This is a genomic window from Mesotoga infera (assembly GCF_900157305.1).
Taxonomy (GTDB): Bacteria; Thermotogota; Thermotogae; order Petrotogales; family Kosmotogaceae; genus Mesotoga; species Mesotoga infera.
In genome coordinates, this window is sequence record NZ_LS974202.1 from 2544805 (window position 1) to 2560250 (window position 15446).

The window sequence follows — 15446 nt, forward strand, 5'->3', positions numbered from 1 at the left end:
ACGTTTGATTAACAAACTCTCAGGAGGTTTCTTTCGACTTTCCGACTAAAGATGAGTATAATTGGTATGAGATTGTTTGAACCCCGAACGTCTTTGTGACGTCATATAAGACAGATTAGGGTGGTCTGGTTGGACGAGAAGAAGCTGATAGACGGTCTGAAGAAGAAAAAGGTTTGGGCATACGAGGTTCTGTACGACGATTACGCTCCCAGACTGGGCAGTGTCATTAAGTCTTATCTAGGTTACGACGATGTTGAAGACGTAGTTCAGGAGGTCTTCATAAAGGTTTTCAGGAACATTCGAAAGTTTCGCGGCGACGCCAAGCTCTCGACCTGGTTGTACAGAATTGCCGTCAACATTTGCAAAGATACTCTGTCCAAAAGAAAGAGAAACAACGAATTTCTTACAGACTTTCTCGAGAGCGAGGACAAAGTATCGATCGAACCGCCGGCATCCACCAACGTTTTCAGAGAGGTCATGGACGAGATGTCTTTCGAAGAGCTCATGAGCGTCGTTTCGAAGCTCTCTGAAGACGACAGGTTGCTCATAAAGCTTAGAGACATCGACGATCTTTCGTACGAAGAGATCGCCGAGATACTGGATAAACCGGTAGGCACCGTTAAAAGCAGATTGCACTATGCCCGAAAGCGTCTTAAAGAGCTTCTCGAGGAGGTAGGGTACATTGGACAATGAAAGACTTGTGCGCGTCATGGATCGAGAGATCCCTATCGAGGAACTGAGGGTAGAAGAGAAAATGGAACTCAAAGAGTACGCGAAAGCCCTGATGATTTTCAGGGAAAAATGCTGCTACAAACCTTCCAACCAGTCCAGGGACAGGGTCATCGCGAAAATCAAGAAGATGAAGACGAAACCTTACAGAATGCTGGGAACCGTGGTGGCCTGCATGATCGTGGGCTTCTTCTCCGTCAACTTCTTCACCAACAACACGATCCTCGTGAAGAGAAAGGGAGACCTCTATCAACTGGCCAACGTACTGGGTTACAGCAGCGGTTTGAACGAGAGACTGAAGGTCAATCTTTTGGCGACGGTCGATACGCAGAATAGAAACTCTGTCGCTATGATGGAGAGCGAAATGGAAAGATCTCTGGGTTTCCTGAGCTCCAGGCCAGAGCAGAACAATTTCGAGGTTTCGGGTATAAACACCACTTATTGATTTGACACACCCTCGGACACAGAAGGAGTGAAATCACCATGAAAAAGCTGTCCATCCTGATAGTTCTGTTGTTGCTGGTTGGGCTGGCCTTTGGAAAGGACGCGGTTGAAGAGCTGAGCAAACTGATCAACAATCTGAAGAACTCTTCATACGAGGTCGAAAGGTTTGTTCAGGAGAGCGGCATAGTAACGTTGGCAAGAAGCGAAAAGGTGGTAAAATCCGGTCCGTACAAACTGGTTACTTCCTATTCCTCGATCAAAGGTGAATTCGGCTGGGTGAGAAACAACAACGGTCAGTTCGCGATATTTTCCGATGAAGAGGTGGCCTTCGAGCCTTTAACTAATCTCAAAGATTCGGAGGACAACCTTATAGATATCTTCAACAACAAAAATTACACTATCTCACTGTTTCTCGATCTTCCCAACAGCACCAAAATCACTCTCTCCTCCGGCGGGTTGACCATGGAGGTCACTTTCGACAGTGGCTATCGCCTTTTGAAGCTCGTAAAGTCCTACCCCTTCCATACAGTCAGCGTGAGTTATCGCAACTACTCCGATCTTTCCGGCGAAGGACTTGCAAGACTCACGAACGCGACCAGAGGCATGATCCTGGTCAGACCTCCGGTCTATCTCTCCGAGGCGATGATGGAGGAGTATTTTTCGTGGTCCTCCATGGATTTCGCGACCGACGGAAGGTCATATCTGTACACCCTTCTGATGTACTCTCCCAGTTACGGAAAAATGATCCTGTACTTCTCCTTCAACAGCGAACCGGAAAATCTGCAGCAGTTCTCCATAAAAATGGCAGAAAGCAACGGCTTCAGTTACGCTCTTGAAAAGATCTCCAGCACATCAGCCCTGAGCCTTCTGGGTATGGTGGACTCGGCCACGCTAAGAAAGATTCTCGATAACCTTCACTGAAAAAACTCCGGCAACATTTAGATATACCACACGATAAACCAGCTTTTCAAGAAGCTTTCTCATAATCTTCTGGATTTTATTGTATAATCAATAAAACGTATTTTGGAGGTCCTGACTGATGGAAATTGAAGAGACGATCGCTCTTCTGAAGAGTAGAGGTTACAGGATAACTCCTCAGAGGGTAGCGATTTTGAGGATACTGAAAGACAACACCTGCCACCCCAACGTGGAAGATGTCTTCAGATCGGTTATAAAGATTTATCCAAACATTTCCATGGCTACCGTTTATAATGTCATGGAAGTGCTTGAAAGAGAAGGCATCGTCAAAGAGATAGCTGTTAGCAACGTCTCAAGACGCTACGATCCTAATGTGAATCCTCACGGCCATTTCATATGCAGGGTTTGCGAAAAAGTCTTCGATGTATCTCTCTCAAACATGCGCAGTCTGGGAAAGTGTATTCCTCACGAATTTGACGAATTTGCGATTGAATCGCTTGAAGTGATATACAGAGGAGTCTGCAAAGACTGCAAAGACAAGACCTGAAATCCAGTCAATTCCGGGGGTGCGATATGTTCAACGGGCTAGAAGGGGGACTTGAAGAAGTCCTAAGACGGATAATGGAAACGGCCAGCCTGAACGATCTTCAAGAAGTGAAGGCACGGTATTTGGGGAAGCAGGGACTGGTAACTTCTCTGATGAAAAATATAAAGGAAATCCCTCCCGAAAAGAGAAAGGAATACGGTAGAGAGGTCAACGAACTCAAGAATTCCATAGAAGAGGCGATAGACAACAGAAAGAACGAATTGGAAGAGCTTGGGAGACTCGCAAGGGAAGGTGCCGAGAGACCCGATTTCACTGTGCCGGGCAAGAGAAGAGATATCGGCTCCTATCATCTGATAACTCAGGTTATGGAAGAGGTTCAGGATATCTGGGTCAGTATGGGTTTCGAAGTCACCACCGGTCCGGAGATCGAAACCTCTTACTACAACTTCGAGGCTTTGAACACTCCTGAATGGCATCCGGCGAGGGATATGCACGATACCTTCTATACCTGTGACGGCCAGCTTCTCAGAACGCACACCTCTCCGGTGCAGATCAGGGTCATGGAGTCGAGAAAACCTCCGCTGGCCATATTTTCTCCGGGAACCTGCTACCGTAAAGATACACCCGATACCACCCATCTCCCCATGTTCCACCAGTTCGAAGTGCTCCTCGTCGATAGAGGAACCTCGGTAAGCCATCTAAAAGGGACCCTGAACCATTTCGCCAAAAGGCTTTTTGGAGCCGACAGAAGGATCAGGCTCAGACCGAGCTTCTTCCCCTTCACCGAACCGAGTTTCGAGGTTGACGTTAGCTGCGGTATCTGCGGCGGCCAAGGTTGCAGGAGCTGCAGGGGTTCCGGCTGGCTTGAGATTCTCGGCGCCGGGATGGTCCATCCGAACGTCTTCAGAAACGTGGGTTACGACCCCGAAATCTGGAGCGGTTTCGCGCTGGGAACGGGGCTAGAGAGGATAGCGATGCTGAAGTACGATCTCGAAGATATAAGAGACCTGCTGAGAAACGACCGGAGATTTTTGAAAGGCTACAGGAGGGCGATCATATGAGGGTATGCCTCGAGTGGCTCGGTGACTTCATCGATATTGGCGATAGATCTGCGGATAGTATAAGCCGCTCGCTTTCTTTGAGCGGTACGGAGGTTGAGAGGATCGAGTATCCGTGGGCCGGACTGGAAGGGGCCGTCGTTGGAATGATAGAGTCCGTCTCCGTCCATCCCACCAGCGAAAGGCTTCTCGTGACCGTTGCGAACACAGGTGAAAGAAGGTTATCAATAGTCACCTCCGATACGACCGTGAAGGCAGGAGAGATGGTGGCCGTTCTCCCTGAGGGTTCGCTCTTCGACGGAAAGGCGATCACGACCAGAGAGTTCTCCGGCGTAAAGTCCGAAGGGATGTTCCTCTCTCTCCAGGAACTCGAAATCGAGGATAAGTCGCTTCACATAATGCGACTTGAACACGGAAAGGTCGGAGAGGATCTGAAATCTCTGCTCAGGCTCGACTCTCCGGTGATCGAGGTCGAACTGACGGCAAACCGGGGTGACTGTCTTTCCATGATAGGCCTTGCCAGAGAGGTTGGGGCCGTGCTCGGTCTGAAGACTAGAAGACCTGCGGTCGAAAACGATATCGACACCGGGGAAGATCCGGTTTTAAAAGTTGCGATCGACGATCCAGGCTGCAGACGATATTCGGCCCTCCTGCTGGATGATGTAAAGATAGCCTCCTCTCCTTTTTGGTTGAAGAGAAGACTGGTTGCCGCCGGACTGAGACCTATAAACAACGTCGTGGACATCACCAATTACGTGATGCTGGAGACGGGGCATCCCGTTCACGCTTTCGACGTGGATAGAATCGGATCGACGAAAATCCTCGTCAGAAAAGCCAAAAACGGCGAAGAACTGGAGCTTCTCGACGGGCGTAAAGTCGGGCTGAACGAAAGTGATCTGCTGATAACCAACGGCGAGACTCCCCTTGCCCTTGCAGGAATAATGGGTGGCGAAGACTCGGGAATAGATTCTACCACCAATAGGGTCCTTCTGGAAGTTGCCGTTTTTGATCCTGTGAGAATAAGGAAGACCGCCAGAAGGCTCGGCATATCGACAGACAGCTCCTACAGGTTCGAGCGCGGAGTGGATTACACCGATTCTATATACGTTCTGAAGCGCCTGGCCGGACTGATGGAAGAATTATGCGGTGGCAGAGTCGCCTCTAAGATAGTGGATGTGGGGCTGATCGAGAATCCCAAAGGGATTTTGCTCCGGAAAACCTTCGTCACGGAACGTCTGGGCAAGGAACTCCTGGATGGGGAAATAGAGAGAATTCTTACCAGCCTCGAGTTCGGCATCGAACGTCGTGACGGGGGATGGAAGGTGACACCACCGGCCTTCAGGGCTTACGACACCACCCAGGAGGTTGATCTCGTCGAGGAGATAGGAAGGATCTACGGCTACGATCGCATAGACGATGAGCTACCCAGGATACTACCCGTTTCGATCGGTGTTCCGGGATACCTCAAAAGGCAACGCAAGTTGAAGGAGCTCATGGTCGCGAACGGTTTCGACGAGATTGTCAGTTATAGCTTCATGAACCCCGACGAGATAAGGAAGGTCGATGAAGAGATCTCCTGCGTCGCCCTTCAGAACCCGCTTTCGATGGACATGGCCGTTATGAGGCCCTCCATGATCTTCGGTATGCTTTCGGCCGCTTCCTACAATTTTCGCAGACAGAACAGGGACCTGAAACTCTTTGAGATTGGCTCGATTTTCTCCCCTGAACCCGGAAGAAGAGAGAACACCGCATTGGGCTTTGCGGCGATGGGCAGGGAGAATCCCCTCGACTTCTCGGACAAGAGAGCGATAGACTTCTTTACCGTAAAGGGAATGATCGAGGAACTCTTCTCGCTCTTCGGAGCTTACCCGCAGTTCGGTCAGATATCCAGAAGGTGGCTGGAACAGGGAAAGGCCGTGTCGGTTATGATAGACGGCAGAGAAGCAGGTTTCTTCGGGGCCTTCAGCCGCGGACTCGCCGATTCCCTATACGATATCAAATCGGGGGAGCTTTACGTGGGCGAGCTCAATCTCACTCTGATCGATTCGATGCGGAGGGAGTTCACGGGTTCCAGGAGAATTTCACCTTTCCCAAGAGTATCGAGAGACCTGTCTTTCCTGGTTCCCTATTCGCTCACCTACTCCGAGCTCGAAGGGATCATCGAATCGAGTCTCGAAGGTACCAGTTTTAGCGAGATAAGGGTCTCGGACATATACCGGGGAAAGGGTGTCGAGCAGGGTTACACGAGCGTCACGGTTACACTCGAGTTCGAGAGTTACGAGAGGACGCTGACAGACGATGAGGTCAACGATTGTATGGCTAAAGTACTGGATATGACATCCAGAGCCGGAGTAAAACTACGTGGATGACCTGATACTTAACTCCCTGAACAGGAAAATACAGGCCTTTCTGCCCCAACTGTGGGCGGACATCGATACGGTAGGCTTTTCGGTTGCAAGAAAAAGCAGTTTCAAGGATATAGTGACCTCAATAGACATCGAAATAGAAAACAGACTGCGTCTCTTTCTCGAGAAACTCCTCCCCGGCGCCGGTTACCTCGGTGAGGAGTCCTCTTCGTCTGTCAGGTCGGCGTTGATGTGGATAGTCGATCCGGTGGACGGTACAACCAACTTTTCCAAGTCCAACCCGCATTACTGCACGCAGGTTGCGCTCTACAAAGACGCAAAGATTGTCCTGGCAGTCACTTACGACCACAACAGGAAAGAGATCTTTCACGCCATAGAGGGGCAGGGCGCTTATCTGAACAGCAAGAGGATCTGGGTGAGCAAAGTCGACGATGTGAGCGAAGCTTCCAGCCATGTGGGACTCCAGTATTCGTCCGAGCTCTCTTTCAAAAGAGTGACGGAGAGAATAAGCCGTGCCATCGAAGTTTGTCGGGCCGTGAGGATTACAGGCAGCGCCTGTCTTGACCTGGCCTATGTGGCCTGCGGGAGGGCCGACATTTTCTGGGAAGAGGCTCTGAAACCATGGGACGTGGCCGGCGGTATCCTTCTGGTCAGGGAGGCCGGAGGGGAAGTCACCGGCTGTCTCGACGAACGGTTCGATATGTTCAAACCGGATATCCTCGCCACGAACGGTTCGCGGAGACTTGCCCGGCAGTTCAAAGAAAGAGTTCTTTACTAGATTTCGTCAGGTGAAGAACCTCCTGTGCTCCACGTACATGCATTTGTCCTCTACATAAAGCACAGATCTTTCAGAGGCCAGTTTTCTGGCCTTTTCGCTCCTGATGTCCTTTTGAAGCCAGACAGCCCGGGCGCCCAGTTCGATGGCCTCTATGGCTATCTCTTCCGCCTCGGCCGAAGGCCTGAAGATCTCGACCGCTTCTAAGTTCATGCCGTCGGCTATCACCGATTTCAGGTCGGGATAGACTTTCATGCCTTCGTACTCCTCCATCGTCGGATTGACGGGGATTATCTCGTAGCCCTTCTCTTTCAAATACATCGGAACATTGTTCGAAGGTTTGTCGGGATTCTTGGAAAAACCGACGACCACGATGCGTTTGAAAGTCGATAGAATCTCTTTCGCGTCGTCTTCATGTTTCACAGGAAAAACACCTCCCAGAATGGCGATAGCTATGCCCAGAACGAGCGAGAAGAAGAAGAACCAGTTTCCGAACCTTGTGTACGGTGTAATCTGTGTGCCCGGAAGGTACTGGAATGCGCCTATCACGTATTCAGTGTTCACCTCGTTAATCGTCGGCAGTCTCTTGAGTACTCTTCCGTACGGATCTATGATGGCTGTAATACCCGTATTGGATACCTGGAGAACGTATCTCCTGTTCTCTATGGCGCGGGCTATACCCTTGGAAAAGTGCTGCTGCAGCGCCGTTTCGATGTTGAACCAGCCGTCGTTCGTGGAAATCACGATAATTCCGGCGCCGTTGAGCGTCAGGTTCCTCGCCACCTCTGAGTAGAGAGAATCGAAACAGATCTGGGCGCCGATTTCATGCCCGTCAACGGAGAAGACGGCGAACTCCTCGCCGGCGTCGAAGTAATCGAGAAACTTCAAAAACTCGAATGCCCCGAAGATTTTAGGCCAGGGTAGAAACTCTACGAAGGGCGTGAGCTTAACCTTGGCGTAGAACTCCCCGGAAAAACCGTCTCCGTTCACGAACCTCACCTGGTTGTAGTTCTCGCCATTGTAAATCGGAAAGCCAACCAGTATCTCCAGGTTTCTCTCCTGCGCGAGCTCGACCAGCCGGGCCCCGGTGGGTGTAATCCTTATATCGCTCATGAAAGTGGCCTCAGGCATGATGACCGTCGAGCCTTCGGGTATCTCTTCAAGGCCCATCAGAACGACTTTCAAAGTCTCTTCCGGCGGAGCGTAGTATTTCAGCTGTTGAGAGATATTTGTCTGAAGCGCGTAGAGTGTTTTCTCACTGCTTTCGTCGGTCGGCCGGAGGGGAATCGCGCTCTGGATAAGAGCGTTGACGAGCGCCACCATCGCTACGGCCGTTACGAGCAACGATATGCGACCGCCCTTTCGTCTGGTGCAGAGATCGGCCAGATAATGATTGACCAGAACAACAACGAAGACCAGAAGCAACGGTCCTCCCAGCGCCAGCAGTTGTGAAATGCCCAGCTGGCTGTTCAAGAGGGCGTCCGAGAGTCTGCCGTTGGTGAATCCCAGAGGTCCCAGCTCTCTCAGGCCCTCGAAGACCGTGAAAAGAGATGCCGCGAAAAGCGCTCCGGTGAATTTACGGGTCTGGAAAAAACTCCAGAAAATGGAGTAAACGAAGCCGAAACCGGCGAAAGGAACGGCTATGACCAGACACATCAGAACGTAAACGACGACTCCTATGAAATTCGGGAAGGAATCCAAAACCTCGGGAACGTTGAGGGCGAGGACGGGCAACTCCCAGTAGTGAGTTATCATCAAATAGGCGAAACCGAAAAGAAAAGCCTTCAAAGCGCCCCCGAGCGGCCGGCTGGAACGCATTCCCAGGAAGAAGGGGATCAGCGCGATCCAGATCAGGTAACCCCAGAGCATTCCGGGCATCGAAAGGGCCGTGAGAAGGGCCGACAATAGAATCAGTTTCAAACTAATCCCTCCGCCAGTTGAGAATGCGATCTATGGCCTCGGCAACCCCGCTTTCATCGTTGGTCTTCCCGGTCACGATCTTCGCATGTTTTTTAACCTGGTCGGGAGCGTTGGCCATAACTACCGGAAGGGGACATTTCTTCAGAATATCCAGATCGTTGTAATTGTCTCCTATGTAAGCCACCTCCTTCCAGTCGATTTCCAGGTGTTCCAGTATATGTTTAAGCCCGTTGCTCTTACCCACACCCGGACCGAAGAATTCGTAGAATGCGTGTCTCTCCAGAGCATCGTTCTTCACCACAGTTACCCTGTCGAAACCGGGACGCATGGTACCGATCATTTCTATTATCCTCTCTTCTTCACCCTCTATGGCTATCTCTGCTATCCCCGGTTCGCGTATCCTCTTCGAAGGGTCCTCTTCGAAAACGATCCTGTACGCATTGTGGGCATAGTAGCCTCTGTAAGGGCTATCTGAGAGACCGGTCGTGGAAATGTCCGGCAGATTGAAAAAATCGAAAAAGACCAGGCAGTTAAAGCCCCTCTCGCGACCGCGATTGTAGATCGCCGTGGCCTCGGCCGTACCGAGCAGACACTGTGAGATTATCCTCATGGCTCCATCGTAACCATCTACCACCAGCGCACCGTTCTGATAGGATACGGGGACGCTTATGCCCAGCTGCTCGACGTACTTGTGGCCGGACACGTAACTCCTCCCGGTGGAAATCGATACATGGACACCGCGCTCCAGGGCTTCAATTATCGCTTCTTCGTTTTCTCTTGACACCGACTTGTCGCTGTTGAGAAGGGTTCCGTCGAGATCGATTACTATCAGTTTGATCATAATTCATAACCTCCAAGAATCGACTACCTGAAAAGTCTCCAGTCTGCGGTTGGTGGACCGTGCCCATTCGAATCTTACGGGGAAGGCGAATTCCGGAACTAGCCGGCCGTGCTCTATCCAATAACGCGCTTCTCTGCTGTTGTAGATTCCGGGATTTGCCAGGATTTTTAGTTTCGTTTCACCGTCTATCCATCTGATCTCGTCGATTTCCTTCACGCGTTCGAGCATTGCGGTGATTCTCTCTTTCAGATCCACAGGTGGAAGCGGAGAGACATTGACGAGGGCGATATTCTTCGAAAGTGGCCCGGTTATCTTCACGTTCGCCAGAGTGTGGGGGAAGGATTCCAGACAGTCCAGCAGGATCTCGTTGGAGATAGCCACGGCATAACCGTGATAAGAGGGATTGGCCATGATCTTGAGGAGATGTTTCAGCTTGCATCCTTCGCGCACCGGGGCCTCCCCTATTCTCGGAACATGAATGCCGAGTTCTTCGAGTGCCATTCCTATGAGCTTTTTGTCCCAGTCCCTTATAGGAGCATAGAAACCATCTTTCAACGCGATTCCCGTCTGTCCCCAAGTATCGGACCGATTGGCGCCGGTTGCGATTATGCCGAGAGTGCTGTTGCGCATCGAGGGAAGTTTCGCGTATCTCGTGCACCGGTTGCACGAAGGACCGTTTTTCCAGATAGCCTCCTGCGCTTCGTAACCGGGAGTGAATTCCAATCTCAAGCCGAGTCTGTCAGCCAGTTCAACGACAATTTCAAGACCCCTGCTGTAGCTGTAAGGACCGAAGCAGACATTCACCAGTTTCACACGATCGCTTCCGAGCGCCTCATTTGCCAGGGCCGCAACCAGCGTGCTGTCCTGTCCTCCGGAAAAGGCAACCGTCATCCTTTTCCCTCCGGAAACCGCCCTGATCTCCGCAATAGTCTTATCTATCAGATTACCTTCCATATCACGCACCAAATATACCGATCCCATCTCGACGAAACCGGAAGCTCTATAACAGATATTCTAACAGACACTCGGCTCATGGTTGGTAAGTGTTGGTTAAGAAAGAGCAGAATAGTCGTCCCTGGAAAGAGCAAAGAGCCGTTCCTCGTTCCGACGCTGCGCGTCCAGGTTCCTGGTAAACCCGATTACCTCTTAACTCCCTCTAACCTCTGTTCAGTTAAACGTTTCCGTCACCAGACGAAGCCCCTTTCGAACTTGGATTTCACGATTCGCAGTTTCCGCGGGACGTCCAGTCCGTAGGGACATCTCTGGCTGCAGATGCCGCAATCGGTACAGCTGTCGATACCCGGAGAGAGCGCTTCAAACTCCCTTCTGCCCTGTTCTTCGCTCGAAAACCAGTGGGCCAGTCTGTCTCTAAGGGCGTAATCGGGAGCATTACCGATCCTGCCATCTAACATCTGTCTGTCGTACCTGCCCTCGGACAAAAAGAAGCCCGGTATGTTTATGCCTTCGGGACAGGGGAGACATTTCATGCATTGGCGGCAGACGTAATCGGCCAGCTCTGGAGCTCCGGAAAAAAGTTCGTCCAGTTCGAAGGGTGTCATAGAGGGTCTGTCGAGGGCCAACAGGTCTTCATCGAGATGTTCCATGGAGTTCATGCCGCTGACTATACAGGAGACGGGCAGCGTTTTGACGTACCTGAAGGCCTCTTCCACGCTTCTCCAGAGATAGCCATCGGCCAGGGGTTTCATGGCCAGAATGCCTATACCGTTAGACAGAGCGTAAGGCAGGATCTTCATCTCTATCTCGGGAAAGTTGAATCTGTCGAAGTAATTGAAATGAGTCATGAAGAGATCGAAGGGATACTCTCTCAAAGCCCGGAAGAGGGTGCCTCCGTAGCCGTGGCTTGTGATGCCTGCGAATCTTATGAGCCCTTCGGTTTTCGCCCATTCTAGAGTCTTGAGAGCCCCGTCGGAAGAGGTTATCTTCTCCCAATCGCCATTTTCGGTCACCGCGTGGAGAAAGAGTATGTCTATGTGGTCTCTTCCAAGAGCTTTCAGACTTTCCATCAGCTGCCTTCGCGAACCTTCGAAGGTTCGCTCACCCGTTTTGGTGGCGACGATAACGCCTTCTTCGGGAAGAAAGTTCGAGAGTTTTCTTTCCGAATCCCCGTCGCCGTAAGATCTGGCCGTTTCAAAGTAGTTGCCTCCGGCATCGATATACTTTTTAACCATCTTTCCGACGGTTTCGACACCGACCTCCAGAAGATGAAAGCCCCCCAGACCGAGCAGGGAAAGCTTAAGGCCTGTTTTTCCAAGACTCCTGTACTCCACGATACTACCCCCGGATCACCTTCTCTTCTCGAGCAGTTCTATTATCGCGTTGTCTATCTCCGACATTCCCCTGCTCATGAGAAGCTGAATATTCTCGATTGACTTATCCAGCGTCGGCGCTATGAAACCCTGGGCCGAATCGATTCCCAACTCGTCGATCGCCAACAGGGCGCAACTGTAAGCCTCCTGACCACCCAGTCCCGCCTTCAGCGCGCAGCTCTCCTTCGCCCCATCGCACATCATACCGGTCGTATTGGAAAGCATGGTGATCATAGCCCTCTCCATGACTGATCTATCACCTCCCAGAAGATAAGCGATACCGGCCGTCGCTCCGGTACCGGCCGTCGTCACGCAGCCACATATGGGGGCGATCCTTCCCAGCTTCCTCTTCAGGTAACTAGAAAAAAGGTGGCTGATGGCGACAGCCCTTGCTATTTCACCCCTTGATTTGCCGTGATGCACGCCCACGAGAACTACCGGGAGGGTGGCCACTATTCCCTGGTTGCCGCTGCCGCCGCTGCTCATAACCGGCAGAGGAGCTCCGGTCATCCGCGCGGCCGAAGCCGCGAGACAGTACTTGCGGATCCTGTATCCCAGACTCCCGCTTTCGCATATCTCCGCTTTCTCCCTGGGGGCGACTATCTTTTCAAGACCGTATCTGGCTATTTCGAGGTTCATGTTTATACCCTCGAAGATTCTGTCGATCTCGCTTTCGGTCATCTCATCGACCGCCTTGAAAATGTCCTCGACGGTGAAGTCGATGTCGCGGCTTTCGACGATCCCCTCGTCGCTCTCGATAGCCCTGCCATCCCTTTCTATGAGCACTACTCTTGTGTGGTGGTCCTTTATCACGACTCTGCTTGTGTGGACGGAGCCCTTCGCGATCGCTTCTATGTATATTCCTGTTCTTGAAGTGTCGCACCTGACCGTCACTCTTCCCGAATCGATCATCTCTCTAGCCAGCGCCACCGACTCTGCGCAGCAGGGCTTCAGCGCTTCCAGCTGGAGGGAAGAATCACCGCAAATCGCCCCCAGAGCGGCCGCTACTTCATTTCCTTTTTCGCCGGTTCCGGGTATGTAAACGTACATTCCGTTCTTGTAAACGTTCTTGCTTGTGATCACTTCGACTCTCTCGATTGAATCCCGCAAATGACTGACCGCAAGAGAAACACAGTAAGCTATCGCGCCGGGCTCGGTGCAACCGAGGGCCGGTTTCACCTCTTTGATAAGGTACTCCTCAAGAAAATGCATTTCGATCCTCCACTTGTTAAGTATCTGATAAAGTATAACACCGAGCGCGGCGATACACCTGAAAAACTGTGGAGTGGATTGAAACGCTTCTGTTCGCTGAAGTGACTTTCATTGAAGAGATCACTTTCAGACTCTCAGGGCGGAAGAGAGAGATCAATCGCACCGCGTCCACATAAATTTACAAAACCATAATTTTAGATCCTCGTTGGAGGAGTATGATTTTTACCAACCGGTAAGTAAAAATCTTCTGGGGGTGTTTTTGATGGGCATTGTAGAAAGTATGAAGGCTTCTATGTTGAGACAGGCTGGGAAGTTCGTCGGTTCTCTAGTCAAGAATTCTTCGACGGAAAATATAGCACGTCTCTTCGGGACAGTCGCCGCGCTCAGTAAGGAACCGACCAAGAGCGGGCTGAAGAAGCTGACACAAATGGCCAAGGACGATCATCCGATGATCAAGTCCTGGCAAAGGGTTTTCCAGAGCGCGAGTCCAAAGGCCGTAGAAAAAGCGATGACCAACCTGGTGGTTAACGAATTCGCTCTGGGCGAAAAGATCCGGCAGGAAAAGATGCTCGAGCACGAAGTCGTTATTCCGAAGCTTCTGGTTCTGAGTCCCACTTATGCCTGCAACCTCAACTGCGTAGGCTGTTACGCCGGCCTCTACGGACGGAAGTACCAGTTGTCTAAGGAAGAGGTCAGTTCCATCATCAGGCAGGCGAACGAACTGGGCATCTACTTCTTTATAATAACTGGCGGAGAACCTTTCGTCTGGCCACATTTGCTGGAGATCTTCGAGGAGTTCAACGACTCTTATTTCCAGGTCTATACCAACGGTACGTTGATCACCAAAGAAGTGGCCAAAAAGCTGGCCGAGCTGGGGAATGCCACCTTCGCGGTATCGGTGGAAGGTTTCGAAGGTGAAACCGACTGGAGAAGGGGTAGGGGTGTCTTCGAAAAGATCAAGACCGCCTGGGCCAATCTGAAGGAAGCCGGAGTGATTTACGGAACTTCTGTAACCGCGACACGTCTGAACCACGACGTCATGATGAAGGACGAATTCTGGCAGTTCCTCAAGGACAATGGCGTCGCGTACGCGTGGGTCTTCCAGTTCATGCCGGTCGGTATGAATCCGTCGATGGATCTCGTTCCGACTCCCGAACAGAGGTACGAACGTTTCTTCAAGACCGAAGAGCAGAGACTCGGTGGAGGTTTCGCGTTCGTTGCCGATTTCTGGAATCACGGCTTCCTGACCAACGGCTGTCTAGCCGCCGGAGCCAAATATCTTCACATCAACGCCAAGGGCTACGTGGAACCGTGCGTCTTCCAGCAGTTCGCGGTGGATAGCATAAGAGAGAAGAGCCTGATAGAGATACTCAAGTCTCCATTCTTCACCGCTTACAAGAGAATGGTTCCTTACAGCAACAACCTGTTCAGACCATGTCCGATAATCGACAATCCGAAAGTGCTTCGCGCCATGGTCAACAAATTCAACGCCATTCCGCAGCACGATGGAAGCGAAAACGTAGTAACGGAACTGGCGGGTCAACTCGATGAACTGGCCGAAAGCTGGAAGCAGTACGCCGACAAGCTGTATTACGAAGAGGGCTTCGCCGAAACCCATCCGGCTCACAGGGGCGTGTACGACTTCGAAGTGAGAATGAGGAAGTACGCCAACAACGAAGAAAAACTCGCTATCGATAAAAAACCCTGATGGATGAAGGTGGTGAAATCCGGTGCGAGCCAGGTTGTCTTCAAAGGAGAGAATCGTCAGAGCCGCCCGGAAGGCCTTCGCGGATAGAGGCCGCGATGGAGTGAGCATGTCGGAAATAGCCGGTATCGCCGGAGTCAAAAAGGCCTTGATCTATTATTACTTTCCAAGCAAAGAGGATCTTTTCTACGAAGTCTGGCGATACTCGATCGATGAACTCGAAGACCACATTTTTTCTGAAGCCGATGGAGAAAATGTCTATCTCTCGAAGATAAAGAAAATCCTCCGGTCGTACATAGATTTCATAACCAGCAAGAACGAAGTCAAAAAGATAATGGACCAGGAGAGGGCCAATCTTACCAGAGAAGACATAGAATCCTGGAAAAGGGTACGGGACAGGTACCTGTCGCTGAAAAACAGATTGTCCACAGTGATCAACGACGCAAAAACGGCCAGAGAGATTTCGAACCATGTCGATCCCGACAGCACCGCGGACCTTATCTTGAACGGTTTCAGCATCACCGAAGACCCCGAGGGACTCGAAAGTATAAGAGAGATAATATGGAGAGGTCTAGTAAGTAATTCAGGAGAATGAGAGGGACTG

At 51.2% G+C, this 15446-nt stretch carries 14 protein-coding genes; 9 read left to right on the plus strand and 5 right to left on the minus strand.

The features are described 5' to 3' along the window. Positions 1–129: 129 nt before the first annotated feature. From MESINF_RS11560 to MESINF_RS11590, 7 genes are all read left to right on the plus strand, one after another. Positions 130–693 carry an RNA polymerase sigma factor gene (locus MESINF_RS11560; RefSeq protein ID WP_169700003.1) on the plus strand — a complete coding sequence of 188 codons (564 nt, stop codon included), beginning with the start codon at positions 130–132 and terminating at the stop codon, positions 691–693. Further along, positions 683–1174 (plus strand): hypothetical protein, encoded by a 492-nt coding sequence (locus tag MESINF_RS11565; RefSeq protein ID WP_169700005.1) that lies wholly within the window; start codon positions 683–685, stop codon positions 1172–1174. Before MESINF_RS11560 ends, MESINF_RS11565 begins: the two co-directional genes overlap by 11 nt. Before the next feature lie 38 nt (positions 1175–1212). Then, positions 1213–2094 (plus strand): hypothetical protein, encoded by an 882-nt coding sequence (locus MESINF_RS11570; protein ID WP_169700007.1) that lies wholly within the window; start codon positions 1213–1215, stop codon positions 2092–2094. Between the two features lie 118 nt (positions 2095–2212). Further along, a complete protein-coding gene (locus MESINF_RS11575) occupies positions 2213–2638 on the plus strand; it encodes a Fur family transcriptional regulator (RefSeq protein ID WP_169700009.1) in 426 nt (141 codons plus the stop codon). Positions 2639–2664: 26 nt separating this feature from the next. Further along, positions 2665–3699, plus strand: a complete 1035-nt coding sequence (gene pheS, locus MESINF_RS11580) for a phenylalanine--tRNA ligase subunit alpha (RefSeq protein ID WP_169700011.1) — start codon at positions 2665–2667, stop codon at positions 3697–3699. Beyond that, positions 3696–6065 (plus strand): phenylalanine--tRNA ligase subunit beta, encoded by a 2370-nt coding sequence (pheT, locus tag MESINF_RS11585; protein ID WP_169700012.1) that lies wholly within the window; start codon positions 3696–3698, stop codon positions 6063–6065. The genes pheS and pheT overlap by 4 nt, the downstream gene beginning before the upstream one ends. Next, entirely contained in the window at positions 6058–6840 is a 783-nt protein-coding gene (locus MESINF_RS11590) for an inositol monophosphatase family protein (protein WP_169700014.1), read from the plus strand. The genes pheT and MESINF_RS11590 overlap by 8 nt, the downstream gene beginning before the upstream one ends. 6 nt (positions 6841–6846) lie before the next feature. On the opposite strand, the gene lnt is transcribed toward MESINF_RS11590, so the two are convergent. From lnt to MESINF_RS11620, 5 genes are all read right to left on the minus strand, one after another. Further along, entirely contained in the window at positions 6847–8757 is a 1911-nt protein-coding gene (gene lnt / locus MESINF_RS11600) for an apolipoprotein N-acyltransferase (protein ID WP_231936751.1), read from the minus strand. 1 nt (position 8758) lies between these two features. After that, positions 8759–9598, minus strand: a complete 840-nt coding sequence (locus MESINF_RS11605) for a Cof-type HAD-IIB family hydrolase (RefSeq protein WP_169700016.1) — start codon at positions 9596–9598, stop codon at positions 8759–8761. 3 nt (positions 9599–9601) lie between these two features. Beyond that, on the minus strand, positions 9602–10489 hold the full coding sequence (locus tag MESINF_RS11610) for an adenine nucleotide alpha-hydrolase family protein (RefSeq protein ID WP_231936752.1): 888 nt from the start codon (positions 10487–10489) through the stop codon (positions 9602–9604). Positions 10490–10782: 293 nt separating this feature from the next. Continuing rightward, positions 10783–11886 carry an aldo/keto reductase gene (locus MESINF_RS11615; protein ID WP_169700020.1) on the minus strand — a complete coding sequence of 368 codons (1104 nt, stop codon included), beginning with the start codon at positions 11884–11886 and terminating at the stop codon, positions 10783–10785. Positions 11887–11901: 15 nt separating this feature from the next. After that, positions 11902–13137, minus strand: a complete 1236-nt coding sequence (locus MESINF_RS11620) for an L-cysteine desulfidase family protein (protein WP_169700022.1) — start codon at positions 13135–13137, stop codon at positions 11902–11904. Positions 13138–13399: 262 nt separating this feature from the next. On the opposite strand from MESINF_RS11620, the gene MESINF_RS11625 reads away from it, so the two are divergent. Next, positions 13400–14845, plus strand: a complete 1446-nt coding sequence (locus tag MESINF_RS11625) for a radical SAM protein (protein ID WP_169700024.1) — start codon at positions 13400–13402, stop codon at positions 14843–14845. Between the two features lie 22 nt (positions 14846–14867). Beyond that, positions 14868–15437, plus strand: a complete 570-nt coding sequence (locus tag MESINF_RS11630) for a TetR/AcrR family transcriptional regulator (RefSeq protein ID WP_169700026.1) — start codon at positions 14868–14870, stop codon at positions 15435–15437. The last annotated feature ends 9 nt before the right edge of the window (positions 15438–15446 follow it).

Bases quoted from the DNA above. Each gene is read 5' to 3' on its own strand.
- MESINF_RS11570 (WP_169700007.1), top strand. From the start codon at position 1,213: ATGAAAAAGCTGTCCATCCTGATAGTTCTGTTGTTGCTGGTTGGGCTG.
- MESINF_RS11575 (WP_169700009.1), top strand. From the start codon at position 2,213: ATGGAAATTGAAGAGACGATCGCTCTTCTGAAGAGTAGAGGTTACAGG.
- pheS (WP_169700011.1), top strand. From the start codon at position 2,665: ATGTTCAACGGGCTAGAAGGGGGACTTGAAGAAGTCCTAAGACGGATA.
- pheT (WP_169700012.1), top strand. From the start codon at position 3,696: ATGAGGGTATGCCTCGAGTGGCTCGGTGACTTCATCGATATTGGCGAT.
- MESINF_RS11605 (WP_169700016.1), bottom strand. From the start codon at position 9,598: ATGATCAAACTGATAGTAATCGATCTCGACGGAACCCTTCTCAACAGC.
- MESINF_RS11610 (WP_231936752.1), bottom strand. From the start codon at position 10,489: ATGACGGTTGCCTTTTCCGGAGGACAGGACAGCACGCTGGTTGCGGCC.
- MESINF_RS11620 (WP_169700022.1), bottom strand. From the start codon at position 13,137: ATGCATTTTCTTGAGGAGTACCTTATCAAAGAGGTGAAACCGGCCCTC.
- MESINF_RS11625 (WP_169700024.1), top strand. From the start codon at position 13,400: ATGGGCATTGTAGAAAGTATGAAGGCTTCTATGTTGAGACAGGCTGGG.